The sequence below is a fragment of the Hyalangium sp. genome (genome assembly GCF_045802625.1).
In the GTDB taxonomy this organism is placed as follows: Bacteria; Myxococcota; Myxococcia; order Myxococcales; family Myxococcaceae; genus Hyalangium.
Map to the genome: position 1 here is coordinate 13,183 of NZ_JBJMQP010000249.1, position 25,330 is coordinate 38,512.

The window sequence follows — 25,330 nt, forward strand, 5'->3', positions numbered from 1 at the left end:
GCTCCGAGGACGTCGCACCGGGGTGAATGCTCCGTAGGAAGCCGGGTCCTTCGGACGAACCAGCCTCTTGGACTAAGGACCACCCTCGCTACAGCGGATGTACTTCTCCGGGTACCGCCGGAGATTGTAGGAGTATGCAATATCCCGCAGGTACGCCGTGTCTACTGCGTCCGCGGAATGCTTGAACACCTCATGCGTCGTCCCCCCGTACACTCCTTCGAGTGACAATTCGACGTCATCCCCAGTTTTCGACGCGGCCGTAATCCAATGCGCTTCTGGCCCATCCGAGCCGATCTTGTCGATGGCGATGCGCCATCGCCCATGGATATCCGGCAGGAACTGCAACTTGAATGGCTGCTTCGTGCAGTCGTTCCACTGCATCTCGACGATGCCATCATCGGCTCGCAACATCAGACCCCACACCTTGGGGAACCCCTCCAGGACTGTCTGGGAAGATGCATCGGGGACGAACTGTCCCAGGGAAAGGCTCCACTTATTGGAACGAGCCTTTTCAATGCCTGAAAAGATCGCCTTCTCCATCACCGGGTCCGCAACGAAGTCGACCTGTTCGAGAACCTCTCCCGTCAGAACAGTGGTCTTCTTGTTGAGCTGGTACTTGCCACGGTAGACGACGACCTTCTCGGGACTCCCGACCGCGACCACGAACGCGTTCTTCTTCGCCTCGGCTCGAACCTTGACGTCCTTCAGGTCAAAGGAGCTGGCCAGCTTGAGGCACGCGGCGTCCTTCTCCCAACCGCACGTATACGTGAACGTGCGTTTCACCACCGGCTTCTTCAGGCGGGCAAGGAAGTCGAAGTTGCGCTCGAAGAAGAGCGTCGCCAGTTCCTTCCGCAGCCCGGCGTCCTCTGGCGAGAGCATCGCGGCTCGCAGCGCACTCTCCTCGCGCTGCTCGAGCTTGAGCTTGGGGTTCCGTGCCTCGGCCCGGAGCTTCTCGACCGAGGGTTTCTCCGGCCCCAGGAGGGCCGCCGCCGCGTAGCCCTCCTTCTCTCCGCAGCGGACCTTCACCCACTCTCCCTGGGGCTGCTCGGAGACGCCGCACTCCGTCCCGATCCGCAGCTTCTCGACGGTCTCCGCTTCCTTCGACGGCTCCTTGCGGAGGTTGAGCGAGGAGCCGAGGACGTACACCCGTTGCTCCCCAGCGGCGTTGCCGGGGGCCGCGGCCAGCAAGAAGCAAGAAAGCAGTAGCGTTCGCATCCGCATGGGTCCTGGCTGGAAGACGGGTGGCCGGGCTGACGATTCCACGCCCCGCCGACGGCTGTCCAGCGGGACACCTTCACCCAGGCCCCAGCGTCCCCACCACGTCCGCCAGGCAGTGGGGACATGCGCTGCGCCCCTTCGCCATGGACCTGCCGCACCATTCACACCGCACCATTCGCGGCAGGCTGCACGCCCCGTCCTCCGGAGCGCACTTCGGCACCTCCGGAGCCCCCACCCGCTCCAGCTCCTTCCGGATGCTCTCGTCCCCCAGCTGCAGCCAGGACGACAGCTTCCGGCGGTTGTTGGAGAGCAGCTCGAAGGCGTTGCGCGCCAGCGGCATCAGCGAGGGCCTCGACAGGCGCTGCGCCCACTCCCGGTAGTCCTCCAGCGCCCACAGCACCATCAGCCACGCGTGGGTGTCCCGGTAGACGCCTCCCGCGTCGTCCACCACCACCAGCTCCTCCTTCGACGCCGAGCGGCGCAGCTCCGGAAAGCGGCTCGCCGCCTCCCCGCTCCCGGCCGGCAGGCACTCCAGCCCCACCAGCGTGCGCTGCGTTCCCAGCCACCGCGCACAGCTCACGCAAAAACCACACGTCTCGTCATACAGCACGCTGAGCGCTCGCATGGCCCGCCTCACGCTCCCTCGGGCACGGACACCGGCTGCGGCGACACCCGCGTGTACTCGCGCGGCAGCACCGGCGGCGGCTGCTGGCGCACCTGGCCCGAGCGGCGGATGCGGTTGAAGACATACAGGTTGAAGAAGTGCATCGCCCCCAGCACCACCATCACCTTGCCCACCTTGCCGCAGACGAGCTCGATGACCTCCTGCACCGTCCAGATGGTCTGGTACTCCTTCAGCGACAGCGCCACGTACCCGATGTTCATCAGGTAGAAGCCCACCACCAGCAGGTGGTTCACCGACTCGGCCAGCCGCTCCTTGCCCAGGAAGGCATCGTGGAGGAACTGCGCGCCATTGCGCTGCAGCGTCTTCGCCACCCACACCGTCAGCGTGATGCTCACCAGCAGGTACAGCAGGTACGCCGCCACCATGAAGTTGCTCGTAACGGGGACGTTCGGCTCCATGACTTCTCCCTCGGGGAGCGCGAGCGCCCGGGGCTCCAGTGCCCTCGTCGGTTGGCGCCGCCCTCCCCTGTTGTCAGGGAGTACCGGAAGGAATTTTCGCGGTTGCGGGGCGGGCTTTTCTTTTCAGGGCTGCCAGCTCCACAGGTACAGGCCGAACTCGAGCACCGGGGGTGTCAGCATCAGGACGAGTCCAGCCCACATCACCGGCTCGCGGGAGAGCGGACGCTGCCGCCGCCACGCCTCCAGGGTGGAGACGCACAGCAGATAGAGCGCCGACAGCTCCAGCAGCCCGCCCAGCAGCGGCATGAAGGGAGGCATGGAGATGTCCGCCCCCCACTCCAGCGCGCCCCGCAGGACGAACAGGCCCGAGCACGCCACCGCCACGCCCAGGAAGCTCCGGCCCTCGCGCAGCGGGACGTCGGGCGCGGGCGCGTCCAGGCCCTCGTGGCGCCAGTGCCGGCGCAGCAGGCCGTACGCCCCGAGCGCCACCGCGAGCCCCGCCACCGCTCCCAGGATGGGGCCCGTCTCGAAGCGCGCCCGCGTCACCCACCGGCCGTCCGCGAGCTTCGCCGCGGGCTGCATGGTGAGGGGATCCACGTCGTGAGGGGCCACCACCCGCGGCGTCACCGACACCAGGAGCGCCCAGAGCACCAGCGCGCACGCCACCGCCTGCAGCACCGCCACCGCGCGCAGCCAGATGGCCTCGTCCGGAGGCAGGGCCGCCTCCGCCGCTCCGTCCGCCAGCCGCCTCAAGTCCAGCCCCAGCGCCTGCGCGCTCGCGTAGCGCCGCGAGGGCTCCAGCGCCACCGCCCTGCGCACCATCATCCCGAGCGCCCCCGTCAGCGCGGGCGCCCCCGCCACCGGAGGCCGGCCCGTCACCATCTCGTGCAGCAGCGCGCCCACCGCGTACACGTCCATGCGTGGGTCGGGCGGCGCTCCGGCGAGTGCCTCGGGGGCCATGTACTCGGGAGTCCCCACCACGGTGTGCGCGGCGGTGAGCGTGTCCCGAGGGCCCTCCTGGCGCACGATGCGGGCGATTCCAAAGTCCGTCACCTTCACCCGGCCCTCGCCGTCCAGGAGGATGTTGGCCGGCTTGATGTCCCGGTGCACCACGCCTCGCGCATGCGCGTAGGCCAGCGCGTCGCACACCTGGAGCGACACCCGCACGGCCTCCGCCGGAGGCATCGGCAGCACTTGCGCCAGAGAGCGGCCCTCCACCAGCTCCATCACCAGGAAGCGCTCGCCCTCCTCGTCTCCGAAGTCGTGCACCCGGACGATGTTCGGATGGTCCAACAGCGCCAGGGCCCTCGCCTCGCGGGCGAAGCGGGCCTGTGCCTCGGGGCTCGCCGCGGCCTCCCCCGCGAGGAACTTCACCGCCACCGGCCGGTCCAGGCGCACGTGCCGCGCGCGGAAGACGCGGCCCATACCGCCCCGGCCGATCTCCTCCTCCAGCTCCAGCGAACCGATGCGCCCGGGGTCCGCCCCGTCCTCCCCCAGGAGGCAGCCGGGACACACCGCCAGGCGGTTGCCGTCCACGGGCGTTCCGCAGCGCGAGCAGCGGGAGCTCATCGCTTCAGCACCCGGAGCAGCTCGGCGAGCTCCGCCTCCGCCTCCTCGGGCGCCCCTACCGTGTCCACCACTTCCTCGCGCACCAGCTCGCGGTAGCGCACCCGCGCCCGGTGCAGGAACGTCTTGAGCTGCGGCAGCGACATGCCGTGCGCCTCCGCCGCCTCCCGGTAGCTCGGCACCTCGCCGGGACGGAAGAACTGGAGCACCAGCGCGAAGGGGCCCTTGCGCGCGCCGCTGTCGTACTCGGCCTTCAGCCGCTCCAGCGCCCGCTCCATCACGCTCGCGGCCCACTCCCGCTCGAAGGCCTCGTCCGGCCCCGGCGCGTCCTCGCAGGCGATGCGCTCGGCCAGCTCGAAGTCCAGCGGCATCGCGGCCACGCCTCCTCCCCGCCTCGCGGCGCTCTCGCGCTCGTGGCGGTGCACCAGGTGGTTGCGCGCGGCCGTCAGCAGGTAGCCCCGGAGCCGGCCCTTCTCGGGGCTCAGGCGCTCGAGGAAGTCGTGCTCCAGCAGCCGCACCAGCATGTCCTGCACGGCGTCGCGCGCGGCCTCCGCATCCAGCCCCTGACGGCGCATGAAGACGTAGAGCGGGCGCCAGTAGGTGTGCAGCAGCGATTCGAGCGCCGCCCGCCGCGCCTCCGGCGAGGTCCGTGCCGACCGGATGAGGGTCCAGCGCGTGGGTGGGAAGGAGCCCGGCCCCTCCTCTCGCGGATCTGCGCTCATGCGGAGGGTTCTAGCGCACTTCCGGGGCTGCCTTCTCGGGAGGTGCGCCTGCCCACAAGTGCACAGCCGCTCCGGGCTCTGCTCGTTGCCGGACACGCTTCCTCCGCCCCCTCCGGCGGCGCCTCCGCTTCACCGGAGGAAAGGGCCCACACGCGTTGTCCGGGGCAGATCCCTTCCCTACTGTCCCGCGCTCGAAGCCACACCCCCACTCGCAGTCACACGAGGATGACCATGACCCCTGCTTCCCAGATGCCCATGCCCATGCCCATGCAGTCCGGAATGAACCCCATGATGGGCATGAATCAGATGCCGATGATGGGCATGAACCCGATGATGGGCGGCATGATGGGCATGAATCAGATGCCGATGATGGGCATGAACCCGATGATGGGCGGCATGATGCCCATGCCCATGCCGATGATGGGCATGAACCCCATGATGGGCGGCATGATGGGCATGAACCCCATGATGGGCGGCATGATGGGCATGAACCCCATGATGGGCATGAACCCCATGATGGGCGGCATGCCCATGATGATGCCCATGATGATGCGCATGCCGATGATGGCCCGGATGACCTGTGAGATGGGCAAGGACGGCATGATGTGCCGGATGATGCCCATGGACGCCGGTCAGATGGAGATGATGAAGGACTGCTGCGACGCGATGAACTCCATGATGTCCATGGGGATGCCGGTGATGATGATGTGCAACGGCATGCCCATGATGATGTGCAGCGCGAAGTAGTCCCGCGCCCTCCAGGCGTCTGAAGCACGAGAGCCGGCGAGAAGCCCCATGGGCCCGCCGGCTCTTCGTGTCTCCAGGGGTGCCGCGCCGCGGACCCGGGCTCGGCCTAACCCACCGTCTCCGCGTACGTCATCACCAGATACATCACCGCCTCCACGTTGCTCGTGTTGCGGTAGACGTGCGCCACGTCCGCCTCGAACAGGATGGCGTCTCCCGCGGAGAGCACGTGGTGCTCCTCGCCCCGGTCGATCTCCACCGCGCCCGACGTCACCACCAGGTTCTCCAGCGTCCCCGGCGGGTGCGCATCCGCCCGCTCCTCGGCGTGCGCGGCCAGCCGCAGCTCGTAGAACTCCACGCGCCTCGGCTCGTCGAAGGGGAAGAGCGCGCGCGAGCTGAAGCTCCCGTCATGCGAGGCCAGCCGCTTGGACTGGTTGGAGCGCATCACCCGGGTGCCGCTCTGCGCCGTGGTGCTGATGAGCGCCGAGAAGGGAATCCCCAACGCCCGGGCGATCTTCCAGATGACGTTGATGGTGGGCGCGCTCTGTCCCAGCTCGATCTGCCCCAGCATGGCCCGGCTCACCCCGGACGCCTTGGCGAGCCGCTCCAGCGACAGGCCCCGTTGGGTGCGCAGCCGGCGCAGGTTGCGGCCGACGATGGGCGCCAGGTCGGTCGACGCATCCGCGTGCGCCACCTCGTAGGCCCACTCCTCCTCGGAGGGCGGGGCCTCGGGCGGGGGAGCCTCGGCCTTCTTCTCGCCCGGCTCCCGCTTCTTGCCCTTGCCCTTCGCGGGCGCCGTCTCTGCTTCCTCCCCAGTGGGGGGCGTGTTTTCTCGGACCGATTTCACGTCGGCCAGACCATGACCCACACCCATACCGGCGTCCAGAGACTCATGGGGCTCATGTGGGCGGGCGACCGGGTCGACGAAGGCCTCGGCTCACGCCGCTTGCGGAACTCATCGAGATTGATCACTTCGGCAGCCTGACTCATGGCGGATGGTCTCTCCGATAGCGGAACCATGTCCGTCGTAACGGACGAACGCAATATCCGTTTTAACGGACGCCCTGTCAATCCCTCCTCCTGGACGAGGACCAGCCCGGGAGGCGAGGCCCGTTACGGGCCGCCGTGCGCCTCCAGCCAGGCCGCGGCCTTCGAGGCCTCCGGGTCCTTGTGCGCCGCCAGAAGCTCCTGCCGGGCCTGGGAGGCGAGCTCCCGGGCGCGTGCCCGCTCGTCCGCCGGTCCGCCGTCCCAGAGGGCCCGCGCCAGGAGGAAGCGGAGCTCCGTCACCTTCGCGGGCTCGATGCGGGGAGAGCCGCCCAGCTCCAAGGCCCGTTTCAGCGGGGCAATCGCCTGGGCCGGAGCGTTCAGCGCCACCTGGCTCTCGCCCATGCCGAGCAGCGGCGCGAAGAGGTCCGGGTGCCCCGGCGGGAGCTGCTTCTCGCGCACGGCCAGGGCCCGCCGGTAGTGCTCCAGCGCCTGCCGGTGTTGCCCGCCCTCCTGGTACCAGCCACCCAGCTCCGTCAGCACGGTCGCGGCCTCGGCGGACTCCTTTCCGTCCTCCTCCTTCTCCACCACGCCGAGCGCCCGCTGGTAATCGGCCAGGGATTCGGCGCGGCGGCCCATCCCCCGCAGCGTGTCGCCACTGCCGAGCAGCGGGTAGAAGAGGTCCAACGCGGAGTGCTCCGGCGCCGACTCGGCGATCCGCAACGCCTGCCGGAAGTGCTCCAACGCCTCGCCCTTCCTGCCCAGGTCCCTGAGGGCCTGGCCCAGGCTCACCAGACTGTTCGCCACGTCCGTGTGCGCGGGCCCGAAGACCTTCTTCCGGATGGCCAGGCTGCGCTCGTAGACGGCGAGGCACCGGGTGTACTCGCGCAGGTCGCACAGGCTGGCGCCCAGGGAGTCCAGGGTGGAGGCCACCTCGGGGTGCTCCGGCCCCAACCCCGCCTCGCGCGCGGCCAGGGCCCGCTGGAAGAAGCCCACGGCGGCCGGGTCATCTCCGGCGTTGAGCGCCAGCTGCCCCAGGTTGTGCAGCGCGTTGCCCGTCTCCGGGTGGCTGGGGCCGAGCGCCTTCTCGTAGATGGCCTGCGCCCGGGCCAGCTCCTGGCGCGCCTCGTCGAACCGTCCCGCCTTGACGAGCGCGGCGCCCAGGTTGTTGAGGGCCGCCGCCACCTCCGGGTGCCCGGGCGGGTAGACCTTCTGCCGCAGCGCCACCACCCGGCGGAAGTTCTCCAGGGCCTCGGACGTCTTGTCCTCTCGGACGAACATGGCGCCCAGCGCGTTGGTGACGAAGGCCTCGATGCGCTCATCCCCGCCCATCCGCTCCAGCACCGCGCGGGCGTGCTCGGCCCACTCGCGGCCCTGCTCGTATTGCGCCTGGAGCATCCCCGAGCGCACCAGCCGCGCCGAGGCCGAGGCAATCACCTCGTCATGGCGGCCGGCCTCCGCGGCCCACACCGCCCGCCGGAGCGTGGCCTCGGACGCCGGGAAGTCCCCGGCCTTCTCCTCCAGGGCGCCGAGCAGCTCGAGCACCTCGGCCTGCAGCGGGCGGTAGCGCAGCGCCTCGGCGTCCGTGGCGAGCGAGCGGGCATGCTCCAGGGCGGGCTTGAACTGGCCGCTGTCGAAGAGGGCCCGGGCCTCGGCGAAACGGGCGCGGAGCTGCTCCACCTTCTCGTGGGTGGCGGCGTCCTCGGGCGGGCGGACGGTGGCCCGCAGCGCCTCCACGTTGGCGCAGCCACCCAGGGGCGGCAGCGCGTGGGCGGCCTTCGCGGCCTGGTCCACCAGCGCGGCGTCCGCGTGCGAATAGACGTCGGCGAGCGCCTGGAGCGACTGCAGCCGCCGCTGGAGACAGGCCATGCGCAGCGAGAGCACCTCGTCGGACTGCTCGCCCCGGACGCGCGTGGCCTCGCAGGCCTCGGTGTGCATGGACACCCAGTCGTGGGCGTACGTGTCCAGCACGCTCGCCGTGCGCGTCCAGGACTCGTCCGCGTTGGGCCGGCCGGTGGCGTGGAAGACCTGGCCGAGCGCCGCCTTGCGAGCGTCGTCCCACAGGCCCTCCAGGCGACGGGCACCGCCCCGGCAGGGCTGCTCGGCCGGAGCGCGGAGCTGGAGGGGCAGGCCCACGCCCAGGGAGAGCAGCAGGATGCTGGCGGCCATCCACCAGTGGCGCTGGCGCGTCGGCAGCGTCTGGCCGAGCGCCTCCAGCAACGCCTCCATGGAGGGGAAGCGCTGCTCCGGCTTCGGGTCGAGCCCGCGCAGCACGATGCGCCGCACGCTGGCGGGGACGCCTCGTGCGTCCCGGGGCGGCTCCGGCGCGCGCCACGTGGAGGGAGGGCCCGGATTCTTGCCGTAGGGCCGCTCGCCGTAGAGCGCCTCGTGGAGCGCCACGCAGTAGCTGAACTGGTCCGCCCGCGCGTCGAAGACGCCGCCGTACGACTCGGGCGCCATGTACGCCGGCGTGCCGATGACCAGGCCCACCCGGGTCAGGGGCGTGTCCAGCGGCGAGCCGCTCCGCTCGGGCAGGGACGGCTCGTGCCCGGCGGAAGGAGGCGGGGGCTCCACCGGGGCGGAGACCGGGGCCGGGCTCGAGACCGGCGCCAACGCGGAGAGCGAGGCCTGCCGGGCCAGACCGAAGTCCAGCACGCGCACCCGCCCGTCCCTGCCCATCAGCACGTTGTCCGGCTTGAAGTCGCGGTGCACCAGGCCCGCCGCGTGCGCGGCCGCGAGCCCCCGTCCGGCGGCGAGCAACACCTCCACCACCTCGCGCCAGGGACGCGGCCCCTGCCGGAGCCAGTCGCGCAGCGAGGGCCCCTCCACCAGCTCCATGGCGATGAAGACGCGCTCGTGCCACGTCCCCACGTCGTAGATGGAGATGACGTGGGGATGGGACAGCCGCGCCAGGGCCTGCGCCTCGCGCAGCAGCCGGGCCTGTCCCCCGCTCCGCTCCACCTGGTCGGACCCCGCGTGCAGCAGCTTGAGGGCGAGCTTGCGATCCAACTCGGGGTCATACGCGGCGTACACCACGCCCATCCCCCCAGCGCCCAGCTTCTCGAGCACCATGAAGCGCCCCACCGTGGCGCCGCGCGGGAGCACCTCCTCGGGAGGCGTCTCGGGGAGGGGCGAGGGGGCCGCCACCACGTTGGTGGGCACGTCCTCGGATGACGAGGTGACGCCACTGCGCACCAGCAACTGGCTGCACGAGGGGCACTTCTGCGCGTGCTCGAGCAGCCGGGCGACCTCCGGCTCGGGGAAGCGTCCCAAGGCGGCGTCCCGCACCCGGTTCTCCTCGGGGCAGATGCTGTCGATCGCGCTGTCGGCCATTCTCGTCTCCCGTCTACGCCGGGTATTGTGACCCGGCGGATACAGGATTGACCACCCCCGGAGAGCTCGCGAGTGCCCAGAGATGCACGCGACCACATCCCCGACGTGCGAGACGGGCTCACCCGGGCCCAGCGCATCATCCTGCACACGCTGCACCGGCTCGAGCGCGAGCGCGGGGGCCGTTCCGTTCCGACGGCAATGCTCTACGGGTACGTCGTCGAGCAGCTCGACATGGGACCCGACGAGTTCCAGGACCTCCTGACCCGCCTGGTCGGTCGCCGGGTGCTCTGAGCCGGGACGGCGCGGACGGGAGTCACGGCCCGGCCACGCTCAGGGAGGGCTCCGCGGTGGGGACCCTGGAGGGAGCCGGCCTGGCCGCGCGAACGGGGACCTCCAACGCGCCCAGGAAGCGCAGGGCCTTGATTCCTGGCAGGAAGCAGTAGGCCCCACCGCGGACCTCGACGAAGCGGGTCAGCCCCTCGATGCGCTGGCTGACCGGGAAACCGGGAAGGGTCACCGAGCAGGGTTCCGGATTCACCGGGCACTCCCCCGGCTTCTCGGGAGGAGGAGGAACCGCATCGGGGTTGTCCCCCACGAGGGGATCCTTGCTGTCGTAATACCCGCCGAACTTGGTGCTGTTGAGCCAGGTGTGCTGGATGAACTCGAACTGGCTCCGGATGTTCGCGTTGAGGGCGACGAAGAGCATTCCCCGCTGCTCCCGGCCGTGCTCGTCCAGCCCCTCGTCGTGGTAGGGCCGGCCGCGCCGGATGATTTGATGGCGGGCCACCACGTCCAGCGAATCCTGGCGTTTCCCGGCGATGAGCGCATCCCGCGGGTTGGAGCGGCGGATGTGCGAGCCCACGGGGCAAAGCACGCCCTGGGGATCCTGCGCATAGGCGAAGCAGTTGTTGCGGGTGCGGTCCGCGCCGAGCCGCCGGTCATCCTGCTCCGGACTCAGGGCGAGCGGTGCGCCGCTGCGCCAGCGGCCCATGAGCTTCGCGGCCAGCAGCTCGGGATCCGAGCCACCCTGCTCCTTCAGGAAGACATTGAACGCCTTCACGTTCTGCCAGAGCTTGCGGATGACCAGGTAACTGCCATTGCCGCCCAGGTCCTTGCGCGAGGAGCCCGGTACGCGGGGCAGGTGGTTGCCGGTGTCCCAGTCGTCGAGCACGGTGGGCGAAGGGGGGAGCCGGCCCTGGGCGTTCTCGTAGCCGAGGATGACCTCTCCGGGCTTGATGGACGGGCCCTGGGTGGAGGGCGGGGAGAACCCCTCGATGACGGGCTGGGAGAGGCCATCCTTGAAGCCAAACGGCTCATGGAAGCCCTCGTCCTTGTTGCCCAGCAGGTGCGCGTCCTGGACGAACAGCTCCTCCAGCCCGTGCGCCTCGTATTGCCGGCGCTGGCGCTCGTGGAGCTCTTCCAGCGGCCTCCTGTCACTGTCCCGGTCATCGTTGGTCCGGGTTCCCTCGCTGAAGAGCATGAGGACGACGTGGAGGTCCTCCTGCGTGGGAGCGTCTTCCTTGCACCCACCGAACTCCCAGAACCGGGGGGAGCTCCAGCCCGAGTCCCCGAGGAGGCGCGAGCGGTGCTCCTTCGCCATCCCCTCCACGAACTCCGGAGGGAAGATGTCGCTCAACTCCTCCTGCGTGAAACCGAGCGCCTTCAACCCCTCGGCGGTGAGGGCGATGTTCAGCGCCTCGGGCTTCTTCGCCCCCTGCTTCCGGGTTCGCTGGAGCTCCGCCGCGGTGGTGACCTGGCCCTCGAGCCACCGCAGCCACGCCCTGGCCTTCTCGGGCTCGTTGATCCGGAGGAAGACATAGCGGGCGAGCCGCAGCTTTCCATACCCACTGAAGACGATTGCCTGGATGTCTTTGTAATCGAAATAACCTTGCATGACGGAACGCCTCTCGACCCTGATCGCGATTACAACAATTGCAGCCACTGACTCCGTTTCCGCGAGGACATGGGCACCGCGGCCCTCGCACGGATCTCCCGGTTCCTCCGGATGTTGGAGACGCTCTTGTCGGGGTGCCGGCTGTACCAGGTGAGCGTGGGGAGCTGATGCTGGCGGACCCACCGTTTGAAAGCCGTCTCCCTGTTGCCGCCCCGTTGGATGGAGAGGCGCGGCAGGCGCCCGTCGAGCCGCCACCGGATTCGCGGCTTCGGGAAGCCCTCGGTGTTGCACCAGATGGTGGTCAAGCCGAGGTTGCCCCGGTTGATGAAATCATCCAGATAGCTCTCCCAGCTCCCGTCGTAGTTGCTGAAGAAGAGCAGGTAGTACCGCTTCCTGGAGAGGCTCAGCCGCCGCGGATGGCCGTCCTTCCTCGGAGGAGGCCACCACTGCCTGCCGCCATCGATGAGGACCCAACGTGCGAAGTGGATCCCCTCGATGCCCCCGAGGTTGCCATCGGTGAAGAAATACTTCGCCAACTGCTTCCACCCCCACAACATCAGCCGGAGCACGGGAGGCCGCAGCAGGCCCGGCTTGAGCTCGGCCAGATGGGTGAGATGGTTCTGGGCCTGATGGTCCTCCCGGTTCTGGATTTCCACCATCTTCTCCCGCTGCTTCCGCTCCGCCTCCTGTTGCTTCTCCCGTTGCTTCCTGGCCCGGGCGGACTCCGGAGGCACGGGCTGGGACGGCCCCTTCCGCCGGAGTGACTGCCATTCCTCCCATGCCGCCGACAGGGCCTCGTGGGCGAGCAACGCGCCCCCCATCAGGATCGCGGGAGCGGCGTGGAGGCTCCGGAGGAACCGGACGGGGCCCGAATGCTCGAGCCGCGTCCTCCAGGTGTCCGGCTCGGCATCGTATTCGAGCGGAGACGTACCTCCGGACGAGACTCCCAGCCCCGCCAGCCCGTCCCCCGTCGCGGCGGCCTCGAGCTTCCGCTGGATGCTCGCGAAGCACACGTCGACCTCGCGGTTCAGGAGGTCGTCCTCCAAACCCTGTACCGGGGCGAGGGGCATGGGCCTCGTGCGGTACGCCTGGGTGACGAGTTGGTGGAACTCCCGATGCACCTGGGCGTCATTTTGAATCTTGCTGGCGCTCAGGCCCGCGTAGCTGTTGTAGGGAAGCGCCGCCTCCACCGCATGCTCCAGGAGGAAGTCCTTGAAACGCACCACGTCCGCATCACGTGACAGGCCACAGTACCGGTAGAGCTCTTCCTTCAGCGGCTCCCCCGCCTTGCGAATGAGCTGCTCCAGGAATTCCTCCCGGGGCCCATCGAAGTTCGCCTCGAAGGAGAGCCGCGCGGGGCCTTCCCTTCCGCACTCGTCCCGGACTCCGGGCAGGATGGACCAGCTCAGGAAGTGAACGCCCTCCAGCGCCGAGAAGTCCATGAGGGAATTGTTCCGGATGTCATTGCCCAGCTGCTTCAGCACCGTCTCCAATTGCTCCTTCCGCCCGGGCGGATCGGCATCAATGGGCACGATGACGGTCAGGGCCTCGCGCTTCCCGGAGGGGAAGGCTCGGCGCGCCGCTTGCCCCGCACGTGTCATGGCATCGCTGTGGTTTGTATGGATTTTCATGGAGAGTACCCCCCAGAATGGAATGAGAGCCGGACCGCCGGATGTGATGACTCAATCACAGACGCCATGACAGGCCGCCGGGCACAGGGCGGCGGCCCGTCTCCCTGGCCGCGGGGACCAAACGTGTCAGGAATGAAGCGCGGCTTCGTCGGAACGCGGCTCCCACGAGCCGGGCGCTTCTTGTAGCAAGGCCCGGGCCCGCCGCAGGTAGAGGCGCATCCCCTGCTCGCGAGCGATGTGGCGGGCCTGGAGGAATTCCTCCCGCGCCTCCGCGTCCAGGCCGCGTAGCTTCAGGAGGCGGCCGCGAATCATGTGGAGATCCGCCTTCCACCCCACTTCTCCTCGCTGGAAGCTCGCGGGGGCCAGGGCCCGCTGCACGGCGTCCAGCCCCTCGTCGATCCGCCCCAGCCGCAGGTAGATTTCCGCGAGCATGCCGAAGTTGTGCGGCGTGCCTGTCAGGAATCCGGACCGCTCCCACTCCGCGAAGGCCGTGCGCATGAGCGCCAGTCCCTCCTCGGGCTGGCCCAGGCAGGCCATGGCCCAGCTCTTGAAGATGGTGCACCACCACAACCAGAGCCGGAACCGGTGCTCGCGGGACAGCTCGATGCACTGCCGCGACCAGTCCAGGGTGTCCCGGAAGTCGCGGCGGACCTGCGCGCCGATGGCGGCATAGGTCAGCACGCCCGCGCAGGTGTGGGGGTGGCCGAGCCTGCCAGCGAACGCCACGGCCTCCCGGGCCTGCCGCCGGGCCAGGTCCACCTCGTCATTCACCGAGCGGAGGAAGGAGCTGAAGGCCAGGGCCATCGCGTGCGGGTCGATGGCCTGCTTCACGGCGAGCTCGCGATGCTGCTCCAGGCCGAGCTCCTCACCCGAATACGCCAGCGCCCGTTCGATGTGCTCCAGCGACACGGGCAGGTCACCCCAGCTGAAGAAGGCCATCATCCGGTGTCCCACGGACATCAGCATCCGGTTGCCCGCGCGCTGGCCCAGACGCACCAGCAACTCCCCCACCTCGTGTGCCTCCTCGTAGCGCCGCTGGATGTAGAAATAGGCGAAGACGCCCCAATAGGGCAGCTCGAGCCCGGCCAGGGAATCTCCCAGCTCATGCAACAGCTCGCGGACGCGGGAGTAGAGCCGCGCCGCCTCGGGCGAGCGGTAGCCCTGGAGCTGCACCATGGGCAGGCCCAGCGCCATGAGCAGTTGCAGCTCCTCCCGCGAACGGGAGCCGGAGCCCGGCAGGCTGCGCAACAGCTTGAGCGCCTGGGACAGGTGGCTCACCGCCTCCTGATTGGCGTAGCGCATGGCGGCGCGCAGACCGGCCTTCTTCCAGGCGTCGATGGCGGGCTCGAGCTCCCCTGCCTCCGCGTGGTGGTGGGCGAGCAGCTCGGGCCGGCTCTCCGCCACGTCGGGGAAGTGCTCCACGAGCGCCCGCGCGATGCGCTGGTGGTGCTGGCGCCGCGCGGTGCGTGGCAGGGACTGGTACGCCGCCTCCTGGATGAGGGCATGCCGGAACTGGTACCCGGGCCCGATGGCCTCCTCATGCCGCTGCAGCAGTCCCGCGGCCACCAGCCCCGCCAGGTCCCTCTGGAGCGCGGCCCCGCCCATCCCCGTCAGCGTGGAGAGCAACCCCCGCGTGAAGCCGCGCCCCACCACCGCGCACAGCTGGGCCAGCCCCTTCTGGCGGCGCGGAAGCGTGTCCAGCCGGGCCAGCAGCAGCTCCTGCAACGTGGTGGGAATGGCTCCCCCCGTGCCGCCCTCCAGCAGCACGCGCGTCATCTCCTCCACGAAGAGGGGAATGCCATCCGTGCGCGTCACGAGCTGCTCCACCATCTCGCCCGGCAGCGTCCGGCCCCGGGCCACCTGCTTCACCAGGTGCAGGGTGTTCTCCGCCGACAGCCGCTCCAGCGCGAGCCGGTGGAAGCTGGGGCGCTGCGGCCAGGGCGGCCGGAACTCGGGGCGCGCGCTGAGCACCCCGAGAATGCGCGCATGCTCCACGCGCGCGCCCAGCGAGCCCAGCAGCTTCAGCGTGGAGGGATCCGCCCAGTGGAGGTCCTCCACCACCACGACCACCGGGTGCATCTCGGAGGCGCGCACCAGGAGCGTCCCGAGCGCCTCCAGCACCTCGTCCATCTGCCGCTCCGGCGTGAGCCGCTGGTGCGGGGACTGCTCGGCCACGGGCAGCGACAACAGCGAGGCCAGCAGGTGCACCTGGACCGGCTTCAGCTCCCAGAGCGCCAGCCACGTCTCCAGCACGCGCAGGTTCTCCTGGGGCGAGCGCTCCCGGGACAGCCACATCCGCTGCATCATGTCGATGACGGGATGGAAGGCGCTGGTGGAGAACTGGGACCAGCACTGGAGCCTCAGCCAGAGCGCGTGCCGCGACGGCACCTGCTCGCGCAGCTCCTGGATGAGGCGGGACTTGCCGATGCCGGCCTCACCGCGCAACAGCACGAAGCCGCCCTCCCCCCGCAGCGCGCATTCCCAGTGCCCGCGCAGCTCTTCCAGCTCCCGCTCACGCCCCACCAGCGGGGAGAGGCCGCTGCTCGTGGCGAGCGTCTGGTCGAACCGGGACACCGTCGGGCGGGCCTCCAGCACCCGGTACACCTGGACGTGGCGCTCGCCCTCCAGCGGGCGCGAACCGAGCGGCCGCGTCTCGAAAGCGCGCTGCACCAGCGTGTGCGTCTCCTGGCTGAGCACCACCTCGCCGGGCCGGGACTGCGAGGCCAGCCACGCCGCCACCCTCGGCGCCTCGCCCTGGATGCTGGGCGTGCTCCCGCGCAACTCCTGGAGGAGCCCGTCCAGCACGACCATGTCCGTGTGGATGCCCACCTTCAACGCCAACGGCGCCTGGGACACCTCCGGCAACCGCTCGCGGAGCGCCTGGAGGACGGCGGAGGACAACTCCAGGCCCGCGTGCACGGCGCGCTCCGAGTCTCCCTCGCGCGTCACCGGATAGCCGAAGCAGGCCAGGGCCTCGTTGCCCATGCACAGCGTGACGAAGCCCCCGTGCTGCTGGATGACCCGCGAGAACGAGTGGTGGAAGGTCTCCTCCCACTCGCCGAAGTCCTCGGGATCCAACGCCTGCGCGAGGCGGGCGAGCCCTTCCAACCGGCAGGCCACCAGCGTCACCTGTCTGCGCTGCGGGGCCATGGCACGCGGCGGCCTGTGTCCCAGACGCAGGTGCTCCTCCAGCTCGCACAACTCCTCGCGCAGCTCGGCCGCGGAGAGCAGCCGCTTGTGGGGCTCCTTCGCCAGCGCCACGGCCAGCAGGGACTCCAGCTCCCAGGGCAGCTCCGGGTGGTGCTCGCGCAGCAGCGGCACCGGCTCGGGGGAGAGCACCCGCTCCCGCAGCTCCTCCACCGAGGAGCTGGGATAGGGCTGCTCGCCCGTGAGCAGCTTGTAGAGCATCACGCCCGCGGCCCAGAGATCGGTCCGCTCGTCCAGCGCCTCTCCGCGCCATTGCTCCGGAGCCATGTACGGCGGCGTGCCCGCCAACGGCAGGTACGGCATGGACGAGGGACTGGCCTCGGTGAGGTAGGCCAGGCCAAAGTCGAGCAGCTTCACCGGGCCCCGGCGGGTGATGAAGACATTGCTGGGCTTGAGGTCGCGGTGGACGATGTGGTGCTCGTGGGCATGCGCCAGCCCCGCGGCCACCGCGCTCATGATTTCCAGCGTGCGCCGCAGGTCCGGTGGCTCACGCCGCAGCAACTGGGCGAGCGACTCGCCCTCCAGGCACTCCATCACCAGGAAGGGAATACGCGGCTCCCCCGGCGCGCGTTGCCACTCGGCGACATCGAAGATGCGGACGATGTTCTCGTGGTCCAACCGCGCGATGAGCCGGGCTTCCCGCAGCGCCTGGTCGGTCCGCTCCTTGTGGGGAAGGAGGAACTTGAGGGCCACCACGCGCTGCAACTGGGCATCCCAGGCACGCAGCACCCACCCCATGCCGCCCGCGCCCAGCTCCTGGATGATCTCGAAGCGCCGGTCATCCCAGCCCCCGAGCCGCTCCCCGGATACCGGCCGGGTGGCCAGCACGGGCACACGGGCGACCTTCTGCAAGAAGGAATCGTCGAAGTCCGACTCCTCCCCCGCCGGCAGTGCGTACTCGAGCTGGCTCTCCGCCGAAGGCCGCGAACACGTCTCGCGCGGCCGGCCGTCGGAGCCGTCACATCCCTGCATGTTCTTCCCCCGCGTGCCCTCGAGAGGAGCCCCATGTCGCCCGGCATCCCCTCTCGAAGAACCTAGGGGGCCGGACAGCACCGGGCAACGCGGAGCAGGGAGGGGGGAGCGCGGACCCGCCTCAGTGCTTCCACAACCGTCGTGTGAACTGGCCAGTCGCGTAGGGCACGACCCGCATGCCCTGCAGGAAACCGCTCGGCCGCAGCCCGCGCCCGGAGGAAGCGGGCACCAGGCGCAGCGCCGTGTCCAGCTCGTGCGAGAGGCCCCGTCCTAGATGGATTTCCGCCACGGGGACATAGGCCTGCGAACCGAGCGGAGCGACCTCGAGCCGCAGCCGGGCCTCGTCCCGCTGGATGGCCCGCTGGAGCCGCTCCACGCGGTCCAACCCCTCTCCGCCACCCCCGGTGGGAATGAGGCGCAGGGACACCCGGCCGAGTCCCTCCACCTCGTAGGCGGAAGCAGCCCAGTAGGTGTTGGCGAGGAAGTCGTGGCGCTGGGTCCGCGCGACGCCGGAGCGCAGCTTGCGCCAGGCGAGCGAGGGCGCGGTGATGAAGAAGAGATCCTGATCGCCCTCGCAGTAGGGGGAGCTCGGCGAGGTCCGGCAATGCAGGCGCATGCTGATGCCGAGCGCATCCGTCTTGTCCTCCGCCGTGTGCACGCTTCCCGAGAAGCGCACCATCGCGGGGCCCGCCAGGCGCGCGGCCAGGTCCGCGTGCGCCCCCACGGCCACCTTGGAAGGAGGGACCATCCGGGCCGAGTGCACCACCCCCGTGGGATGGATGAGGCGGCGCCTGCGCGCGAGGAAGAGAGGGAGCAGCACGGGCGACACGAGGGCGCCGGTGACGACACCCAGGGCCCTGGCCGCTTGCATGGCGAACATGAAGAACACTCCTCGAGGTTGAACGGGATACCTGGAGAGAGCACGCTGTCTGGAGATGTGACGGCCACCGGAAGCGGAGCACCATGGCGAAGCAGACTCGCGGAGGACGGGACGGCTCTCGGCCCGAAGGGAGCGGCGAGGACAAGGGCTCGGAGCCTCGGCGGGACTCGAAGGCGCAGGGCTTCCACAACCCCTTCGCCCGGCTCGAGGCCCTGCGCGACGCCCTGCCCTCCACGAAGCCCCAGGTGCGCCGGGAGGACTTCCCCGACGAGCCTCCCGCCCAGGGCCCCGAGCGCGCGGTGGTGCGGCTGGAGGCGGGCCGTGGAGGTCAGGAGGTGACGGTGGTTGAGGGGCTGGGCCTTCCCGCGGAGGAACTCCAGGCGTGGCTTCAAGCACTGCAACGGGGCCTGGCGTGTACCGGCTCGGTGGAGGGCGAGCGGCTGGTGCTGCGCGGAGACCACCGCTTCAAGCTCCCCGACCTGCTGCTGCGCCGGGGCGTGAAGCGCGTGGTCCAGGGCTGAAGTACCACCGAACCTCTTCGAGCATCACGGGCCGCTGAGAACGCTGGCCGAGTCCGGACGGAGCTCGATTCAAAGCTCCGGCGGCTTCCTCGGAGATGGCCGCCCATCAGGGGCCGGGGCTTGAAGCCCTGCCGGGCCCCTTCATCGAGGAGGGGGACGCGGCACGCGGGCAACCTTCTTCGCGTGCGCGATCGACTCCAGATGTTCCTGCCGAAGGGGACTATCTCGACGGAGTCGGCGCACCCTTCGCTCCGTATCCTCCAGCATGGCCCACGCTTCGCGAGCCTGCCGGGGGAAGAGGTGAAGGGACTGTACGTAGAGGCAGGTGACGTGGACGCGCATCCCCAAGTCGCGGAAGCCGAGTTGCTGGAGACGGCGAAGCCACCGACCGAACTCCTTCCACGGCATCCTCTCGCCGTATGCCTCGGTGAGGATGGTGCTTGCGATGATGCGTTGCACCGCGAGGCGCTGAGAAGGCGTCTTCGCCTTCTGAAGCCAGCGTTTCTCCAACTTCAAGAACTCGCGTTTGTAGTCTTCGTACGGCGCCTTGGCTTCGATCAGCCCCAAGAAGAGAAGATCGATCTCACGACCAAACGAGGGAGAACGCTCCCGGCTTGCGGGTTCCATGCTCAGGCTCCAGGACAGGGCTTGTCGTTAGCTTGCCATGGCCAGAACCCGTGACGCATACAAGCGTCGTAACAGGCTTGACATTGCGTCTCGCCCCATTTCCGGCCATCGATGCCGTCACCTCCGGCGCGAATGCACTTCACGTAGCGCGGTCGGCAGATGTCCTTGTCCCATCGCTCCCTCTCCTCTTCTGTCGGAAGTTCGAGGATCGGCGCGGCTTCGGACTCAGTGCGTCCAGGCAGGAGATTGTTGGGCTGGGATTGCGTCGTCGTTGGAGCCACGGCTCCACACCGCTCGTACTGGCTGGTTCAGGAAGATACGCGGTCGCCTCTGCTGGTGCCGCTGCCGTGGGGCTCGGAGTCTGCGTGCTGATGCTGCACCGCACGCGAGAAGCATTTCAAAACGCGGGCTGCCGCACGTTTCACTGGTAGGCGTCTACCAGTGAAGCCGGCTTCGACCGTTTGAAAGGGATTGGTACTGCTCAGGCCGCGGGGGCCTTCGGCACGTCCTCGGACTTCTGCTCGGGTGTTTCGGCACCGGGCGCGGCGGGCGCCACGGCCTGCTCCGGCGAGGGCAGGGATTGCTCGCGTTGAGCAAGCTTCTCCCCCGCGCGCTCGGCTTCCTGGAGGAATTCGGCGTACTCGTCCTTGCGCGCGGCGGCCTGCTGTTGCGCCCGCTCCGTCTGCTTCCCCGCGGCGGCCCGGCCCCGGACGACGGCCCGCTGGCTGAGCACCACGCCCACGCCCAGCACGCCCCACTCCAACGCCGTGGCCAGCCACCCGCGATCCACCCAGCCCTCCACGCCGTTGCGCACGAACTCGACGGCGAGCAGGAAGGCCTGTCCCGTCAACGCCGCCCCGAGCGCGGTGGACCAGGGGCGCAGCTCGAGCACGCGGGCGGCGCCGTAGCACAGCAGGGGCAGCACGGCGAGCACCCAGAGGTTCCTCACCGCCAGGCCGATGACGTACACGAGGCCCTGGAAGGGCAGCGACTCGAGCCGCACGGAGAGCCGCACGCTGAGGTCTCCGGCCAGCACCGAGCCCATCACCAACGCGAGGAAGCCGAGCCCCACGATGAACTGGGCACGGCGGATGCGGACGCGCAACGGCTCGAGAATGGGCTTCTTGGGAGTGCTCACGGGGACCGTAGCCTAGCGCATACACGGACCCGGAGCGTATGGGCGGGCCTCACTCCTCGTCGTCCCCGTCCGCCGTGCCGCCCGGGGTGCGAGGAGGCGGCCCATCCCCATAGAAGACCTCCTCCATGACGAGCCCGTGGGCCGGAGCGGTGGGGCCCGCCCGCTTGCGATCGCGCGCGGCGAGGACCTCGGCCACCCAGGTGTCCGGACGGCGTCCCTTGCCCACCTCCACCAGGGTGCCCACGAGGTTGCGCACCATGTGCTTGAGGAAGGCGGTGCCCTCGATGACGAAGGAGAGCTCGTCCCCCGAGGTGCCCTGGACCTCCACCCGGCGCACCTCGCGCAGGGCATGGGCGGCCTGGCAGTTCGAGGCGCGGAAGGAGGAGAAGTCGTGCCGGCCGAGCAGGTGCGCGGCCCCGCGGCGCAAGGCCTCCACGTCCAGGGGGGCGAACACCTCCCAGTGGGTGAAGCGGCGCAGGGGCGAGCGCGAGGGCCTGTTGCTCACCCGGTAGCGGTAGCGCTTGCCGCGCGACCAGCGGCGCGGGTCGAAGCCGGCGGGTACCTCCTCGGCGCGGACGACGGCGATGTCCTCGGGGAGCAAGCCGTTGAGCCCCATCCAGTAGGCCTTGAGCGGCAGCACGCGCTCCGTGTCGAAGCACACCACCTGCCCCGTGGCGTGCACTCCGGCGTCCGTACGGCCGGCCGCTTCCAGGGCGACGCGCTCGCCGAGCAGCTGCTCCAACGCCTGCCCCAACCGGGCCTGGATGGAGATGCCGTTGGGCTGCACCTGCCACCCCACGTACCGGGTGCCGTCGTACTCGAGCGTCAGTTTCAGGCGGGGCATGTCAGCGGTACTTGAGCCAGGCCGCGAGGAGCTCTCCCACCATCTTCCCCACGGGGAGGTGGTGCTTGCGCGCCATCGCCTCCAGCGCCTCCAGCTGCGCGGCGCTGACGGGCACCGGGACGATGCGCTCGCCGCCGGAGCCGGGCTCCTCCCCGCCCGACACCGACTCCATCTCCGTCTCGGTGGTGGACGCGGGCGCGGGCGGGGGGCGCAGCCGCTGCTGCTCCTCCTCCAGCTCGTCGAGGAAGAGCTGCTTGAGGAAGTTGGAGAGGTGGAGGCTGGTGGGGGTGAACTCGTAGGTATTGAGGAAGCGGTCCAGGTCCTGCTGGAAGTGCCAGGCCGTGGGGTAGCGCTTGTCCCTGTCGCGCTCCAGGGCCTTCATGAGGATGGCTTCCACGGGCTCGGGGAGGTCCGCGCGGAAGTACGAGGGCGCGTACACCTTGCCGTCCACGATGCTGCGCATGACGGCCACGTCCGACTCGCCGGTGAAGAGCTTGAAGCCGGTGAGCCACTCGTAGAGCACGGCGCCCAGCGAGAAGATGTCGCTGCGGTGATCCAGGGGCTTGCCCAGACACTGCTCGGGGCTGAGGTAGCTGAGCTTGCCGCGCAGCTCTCCGGCGCGCGTCTGCTCCACGCGGTTGGCCGCCTTGGCGATGCCGAAGTCCAGCACCTTCACCGTGCCGTCGAAGCACACGAAGATGTTCTCCGGCGTCACGTCGCGGTGGACGATGTTGAGCGGCGCCCCGTACAGGTCCACCTTCTGGTGCGCGTAGTGGAGGCCCTCGCATACGGACGAGGCGATCTTCAGCGCGTACACCATGGGGAAGGGAATCCCCAGGGACTCGGCCTTGGGCACCACCCGGCGCATGTCCCGGCCGAAGAGGTACTCCATGCCGATGTAGTAGCTGTCGCCCACCTTCCCCAGGTCGTGGATCTGCACGATGTTGGGGTGGTTGAGCTGGGCGGCGAGCCGCGCCTCGTTGAGGAACATGCGCACGAAGGCGGGCTGGCGCGACAGGTGCGGGCGGATGCGCTTGATGACGACGGTCTTCTCGAAACCGTCCGGGCCGGCCTGCTGGGCGAGGAACAGCTCCGCCATGCCGCCCACCGCGAGGCGGTCGATGAGCTGGTACTGGCCGAAGGGCACGGGGGCTCGGGAGGCGGCGGGGGACATCGCGGGCACACGATAGCGCTCCCGGGGCCCGCATGGCCAAGGCATAGGGAGGGCGGGGCGGGTTCTTCGCGCCGGGCAGGGGGAGCCGCGTAGGGCAGGAGGGGTTCCACCCGCCCTCCGGCATCCGCTGCCTCGCGCGTCAGCCCGGGCGGCCGGGCCCCGGCTCGGGGAGTGGGTGGAGGGAGTAATGTTTGAGATTGCGGTGATACAGAGCTCCCGCGCTGAACCCTCCTCGCCAGCGCGCCAGGACACCACGAGGGTGCACGAAGGCCCGGGCGCCTGCTCGGCGAAGGCGGAGGAAGGCAGACCGGTGAGAATGTACAGGTTTGGCCCCTATGCTAAGGGTGCTGGAGAAACGCGCAGTCCAGCTGGCTCCACGAGAGCGTCTCTCGCGGGGGAGACGATTCGCCTGCGAGCGAGCGGAGAGGCCATTCATGGGCATCCCTCCCACGAGGAGCGAAGGACCTGGCGGCCCACCCGCCAGGGAGACGACGGTCGAGGAGCTGCTGGAGATGGTCTCCCGGCTGTCGGCGAATGATCCCCACGCCCAGTGCCGCGTCGGTACGGGGCCGCTCGCTCCGGTGGCCCAGGCGCTCAACACCCTGTCCACCCAGCTCGTGGGAGGCCGGACCCGCGTCAGCGAGGCCTTCGGTCTCCAGGCCCTCGTCGAGCAGGCGCCCAACATGATGCTCGCGTGCGAGCCGGATGGGCGCATCCGCTTCATGAACTTCACCCTTCCCGGCTTCGTGCTCGGAGAGGTGATGAACCTGAACGTCTACCACTTCATCGCGCCGCACGAGCATGAGCGGGTGAAGCCCATCATCCAGCACGTGCTCGAGACGGGCGAGCCCGCGGGCTACGAAATCCACTCCATCGTCAAACCCGGACCCGAGTGGTTCGCCGTGCGCGTGGGCGCCATCCGGGCGGGCCAGGAGATCGTCGGCTTCACGATGATCCTCACGGACATCTCGGACCTCAAGCAGACCCAGGCCCGCCTGGAGCAGTCCAACCAGGAGCTGGAGAGCTTCGCGTACGTGGCCTCCCACGACCTGCAGGAGCCGCTGCGCAAGATTCAAACCTTCGGCGATCGCCTGAAGAAGACGTCCGGCGAGAAGATGGGGCCCGAGGGGCTCGACTACCTCGAGCGCATGATGGGCGCCGCCTCGCGCATGCGCCGGCTCATCGATGACCTGCTCAGCTTCGCCCGCTTGTCGTCCCAGGCCAGGCCCTTCTCCTCCGTGGACCTCCAGGCACTCGCCCGCGAGGTGCTGGGGGACCTGGAGACAGCCATCGAGCGGGCGGGCGCCACCGTCACGCTCGGCGAGCTGCCCACGCTCGACGCCGACCCGACCCAGTTGCGCCAGCTGCTGCAGAACCTCGTGAGCAACGCCCTCAAGTTCCGCCGCGAGGACGTGGCCCCCTCCGTCTCCCTCCAGGCCACGGTGAACGAGCAGACCCAGCAGTGCGAGCTGCGGGTGGAGGACAACGGCATCGGCTTCGAGGAGAAGTACGCCGAGCGCATCTTCCAAGTCTTCCAGCGCCTGCACGGACGCGGCAGCAAGTACGAGGGGACGGGCATCGGCCTGGCGATCTGCCGGAAGATTGTCGAGCGGCATGGCGGCAGCATCCGCGCGCACAGCTCCCCCGGAAACGGAGCGGCCTTCATCGCCTCGCTGCCCCTCAAGCAGTACGCGAGCAAATGATGACCCTGGGGGGATGCGTCAGCGTTCGCGTCCCATGTGAACGCCCGTCCAGGGCCCTACCCGAAGAGCCAACGCGAGCCCGAGTGCATCGCCAGCTCGCCTGGCCGAGGCGTAGGCAAACTGGCAATAATTCTACAGGTTTGGCGCTTGTGCTAAGGGTAGGGGCGAAACGCGCAGTCCAGCTGGCTCCACGAGAGCGTCTCGCAGGGGGGACGATTCGCCTGCGACCGAGCCGAGAGACTATTCATGGGCGTTGCTCCGACGAGTAGCGAAGGATCTGGCAATGCTCCCGCCAGGGAGACGACGGTCGAGGAGTTGTTGGAGCTGGTCGACCGCCTGGTGGCGAACGATCCCCACGCCCGGTGCCAGGTCGGCACGGGGCCGCTCGCGCCCCTCGCTCAGGCCCTCAACCACCTGGCGACCCAGCTCTCCTCGGGCCGCACCAAGGCGAGCGAGGCCTTCGGCATGCAGGCGCTCGTCGAACAGTCGCCCAACATCATGCTCGCGTGCGACCGCGACGCACGGATGCGGTTCCTGAACTTCACCACGCCGGGCATCACCGTGTCGGACACCCTGGGCCGCAGCGTCTATGAGACCATGGCGCCACACGAGCACCCGCGGGTCCAGGCCATCGTCAAGGGCGTGCTCGAGACGGGCGAGCCCGCGGGCTACGAAATCCACTCCATCTACAGACCCGGGCCCGAGTGGTTCAACGTGCGCGTGGGCGCCATCCGGGCGGGCCAGGAGATCGTCGGCTTCACGATGATCCTCACGGATATCTCGGACCTCAAGCAGACCCAGGCCCGCCTGGAGCAGTCCAACCAGGAGCTGGAGAGCTTCGCGTACGTGGCCTCCCACGACCTGCAGGAGCCGCTGCGCAAGATTCAAACCTTCGGCGATCGCCTGAAGAAGACCTCCGGCGAGAAGATGGGGCCCGAGGGACTCGACTACCTCGAGCGCATGATGGGCGCCGCCTCGCGCATGCGCCGGCTCATCGATGACCTGCTCAGCTTCGCCCGCTTGTCGTCCCAGGCCAGGCCCTTCTCCTCCGTGGACCTCCAGGCACTCGCCCGCGAGGTGCTGGGGGAC

20 protein-coding genes are annotated in these 25,330 nt (G+C 69.5%); 5 read left to right on the plus strand and 15 right to left on the minus strand.

From position 1 onward, the window contains the following. Window positions 1-72: 72 nt before the first annotated feature. From ACJ8AT_RS38665 to ACJ8AT_RS38685, 5 genes are all read right to left on the minus strand, one after another. The gene (locus tag ACJ8AT_RS38665) at window positions 73-1,146 is read right to left on the minus strand and encodes an SH3 domain-containing protein (RefSeq protein WP_407743007.1); all 1,074 of its coding nucleotides are present in this window, start codon (window positions 1,144-1,146) and stop codon (window positions 73-75) included. Window positions 1,147-1,294: 148 nt separating this feature from the next. Then, window positions 1,295-1,843: a thiol-disulfide oxidoreductase DCC family protein gene (locus ACJ8AT_RS38670; protein ID WP_407743008.1), complete on the minus strand. Its 549-nt coding sequence runs from the start codon at window positions 1,841-1,843 to the stop codon at window positions 1,295-1,297. Window positions 1,844-1,851: 8 nt separating this feature from the next. Next, window positions 1,852-2,301 carry a hypothetical protein gene (locus ACJ8AT_RS38675; RefSeq protein ID WP_407743009.1) on the minus strand — a complete coding sequence of 150 codons (450 nt, stop codon included), beginning with the start codon at window positions 2,299-2,301 and terminating at the stop codon, window positions 1,852-1,854. A 123-nt stretch (window positions 2,302-2,424) separates the two neighbouring features. Then, window positions 2,425-3,870, minus strand: coding sequence for a serine/threonine-protein kinase (locus ACJ8AT_RS38680; protein ID WP_407743010.1), 1,446 nt, complete (start codon window positions 3,868-3,870; stop codon window positions 2,425-2,427). Further along, complete coding sequence (locus ACJ8AT_RS38685) at window positions 3,867-4,589, minus strand: RNA polymerase sigma factor (RefSeq protein ID WP_407743011.1); 723 nt, start codon at window positions 4,587-4,589, stop codon at window positions 3,867-3,869. Before ACJ8AT_RS38685 ends, ACJ8AT_RS38680 begins: the two co-directional genes overlap by 4 nt. A 231-nt stretch (window positions 4,590-4,820) precedes the next feature. On the opposite strand from ACJ8AT_RS38685, the gene ACJ8AT_RS38690 reads away from it, so the two are divergent. Beyond that, complete coding sequence (locus ACJ8AT_RS38690) at window positions 4,821-5,336, plus strand: hypothetical protein (protein ID WP_407743012.1); 516 nt, start codon at window positions 4,821-4,823, stop codon at window positions 5,334-5,336. A gap of 106 nt (window positions 5,337-5,442) precedes the next feature. Here ACJ8AT_RS38690 and ACJ8AT_RS38695 read toward each other — a convergent pair whose 3' ends face one another. Together ACJ8AT_RS38695 and ACJ8AT_RS38700 are read right to left on the minus strand one after the other, a co-directional pair. After that, window positions 5,443-6,180, minus strand: coding sequence for a helix-turn-helix domain-containing protein (locus tag ACJ8AT_RS38695; RefSeq protein WP_407743013.1), 738 nt, complete (start codon window positions 6,178-6,180; stop codon window positions 5,443-5,445). A gap of 266 nt (window positions 6,181-6,446) precedes the next feature. Continuing rightward, window positions 6,447-9,650, minus strand: a complete 3,204-nt coding sequence (locus ACJ8AT_RS38700; RefSeq protein ID WP_407743014.1) for a tetratricopeptide repeat protein — start codon at window positions 9,648-9,650, stop codon at window positions 6,447-6,449. Between the two features lie 72 nt (window positions 9,651-9,722). Here ACJ8AT_RS38700 and ACJ8AT_RS38705 point away from each other — a divergent pair, with 72 nt between their 5' ends. Then, window positions 9,723-9,941 (plus strand): hypothetical protein, encoded by a 219-nt coding sequence (locus tag ACJ8AT_RS38705; RefSeq protein ID WP_407743015.1) that lies wholly within the window; start codon window positions 9,723-9,725, stop codon window positions 9,939-9,941. Window positions 9,942-9,963: 22 nt separating this feature from the next. On the opposite strand, the gene ACJ8AT_RS38710 is transcribed toward ACJ8AT_RS38705, so the two are convergent. The 4 genes from ACJ8AT_RS38710 to ACJ8AT_RS38725 all read right to left on the minus strand — a co-directional run bounded on the left by ACJ8AT_RS38710 (window position 9,964) and on the right by ACJ8AT_RS38725 (window position 18,234). Next, a complete protein-coding gene (locus ACJ8AT_RS38710; RefSeq protein ID WP_407743016.1) occupies window positions 9,964-11,544 on the minus strand; it encodes a Dyp-type peroxidase in 1,581 nt (526 codons plus the stop codon). A 29-nt stretch (window positions 11,545-11,573) separates the two neighbouring features. After that, window positions 11,574-13,145, minus strand: a complete 1,572-nt coding sequence (locus ACJ8AT_RS38715; RefSeq protein ID WP_407743017.1) for a hypothetical protein — start codon at window positions 13,143-13,145, stop codon at window positions 11,574-11,576. Between the two features lie 156 nt (window positions 13,146-13,301). Continuing rightward, window positions 13,302-17,354, minus strand: a complete 4,053-nt coding sequence (locus ACJ8AT_RS38720) for a protein kinase domain-containing protein (protein WP_407743018.1) — start codon at window positions 17,352-17,354, stop codon at window positions 13,302-13,304. Between the two features lie 121 nt (window positions 17,355-17,475). Further along, on the minus strand, window positions 17,476-18,234 hold the full coding sequence (locus ACJ8AT_RS38725; protein ID WP_407743019.1) for a hypothetical protein: 759 nt from the start codon (window positions 18,232-18,234) through the stop codon (window positions 17,476-17,478). Window positions 18,235-18,317: 83 nt separating this feature from the next. On the opposite strand from ACJ8AT_RS38725, the gene ACJ8AT_RS38730 reads away from it, so the two are divergent. Further along, on the plus strand, window positions 18,318-18,755 hold the full coding sequence (locus ACJ8AT_RS38730; protein ID WP_407743020.1) for a translation initiation factor: 438 nt from the start codon (window positions 18,318-18,320) through the stop codon (window positions 18,753-18,755). A 141-nt stretch (window positions 18,756-18,896) separates the two neighbouring features. Here ACJ8AT_RS38730 and ACJ8AT_RS38735 read toward each other — a convergent pair whose 3' ends face one another. The 4 genes from ACJ8AT_RS38735 to ACJ8AT_RS38750 form a co-directional block, all read right to left on the minus strand. Beyond that, entirely contained in the window at window positions 18,897-19,382 is a 486-nt protein-coding gene (locus ACJ8AT_RS38735) for a hypothetical protein (RefSeq protein ID WP_407743021.1), read from the minus strand. A gap of 481 nt (window positions 19,383-19,863) precedes the next feature. Then, entirely contained in the window at window positions 19,864-20,520 is a 657-nt protein-coding gene (locus ACJ8AT_RS38740; RefSeq protein ID WP_407743022.1) for a hypothetical protein, read from the minus strand. Between the two features lie 49 nt (window positions 20,521-20,569). Then, window positions 20,570-21,364, minus strand: coding sequence for a tRNA pseudouridine(38-40) synthase TruA (gene truA / locus ACJ8AT_RS38745; protein WP_407743023.1), 795 nt, complete (start codon window positions 21,362-21,364; stop codon window positions 20,570-20,572). A 1-nt stretch (window position 21,365) separates the two neighbouring features. After that, window positions 21,366-22,538, minus strand: coding sequence for a serine/threonine protein kinase (locus ACJ8AT_RS38750; protein ID WP_407743024.1), 1,173 nt, complete (start codon window positions 22,536-22,538; stop codon window positions 21,366-21,368). Window positions 22,539-22,972: 434 nt separating this feature from the next. Between ACJ8AT_RS38750 and ACJ8AT_RS38755 the strand changes: the two genes are divergently transcribed. Then, window positions 22,973-24,241, plus strand: coding sequence for a sensor histidine kinase (locus ACJ8AT_RS38755; RefSeq protein ID WP_407743025.1), 1,269 nt, complete (start codon window positions 22,973-22,975; stop codon window positions 24,239-24,241). Between the two features lie 318 nt (window positions 24,242-24,559). Then, window positions 24,560-25,330, plus strand: a 771-nt coding sequence (locus tag ACJ8AT_RS38760) for a sensor histidine kinase (protein ID WP_407743026.1), incomplete at its 3' end; no start/stop codon positions are given.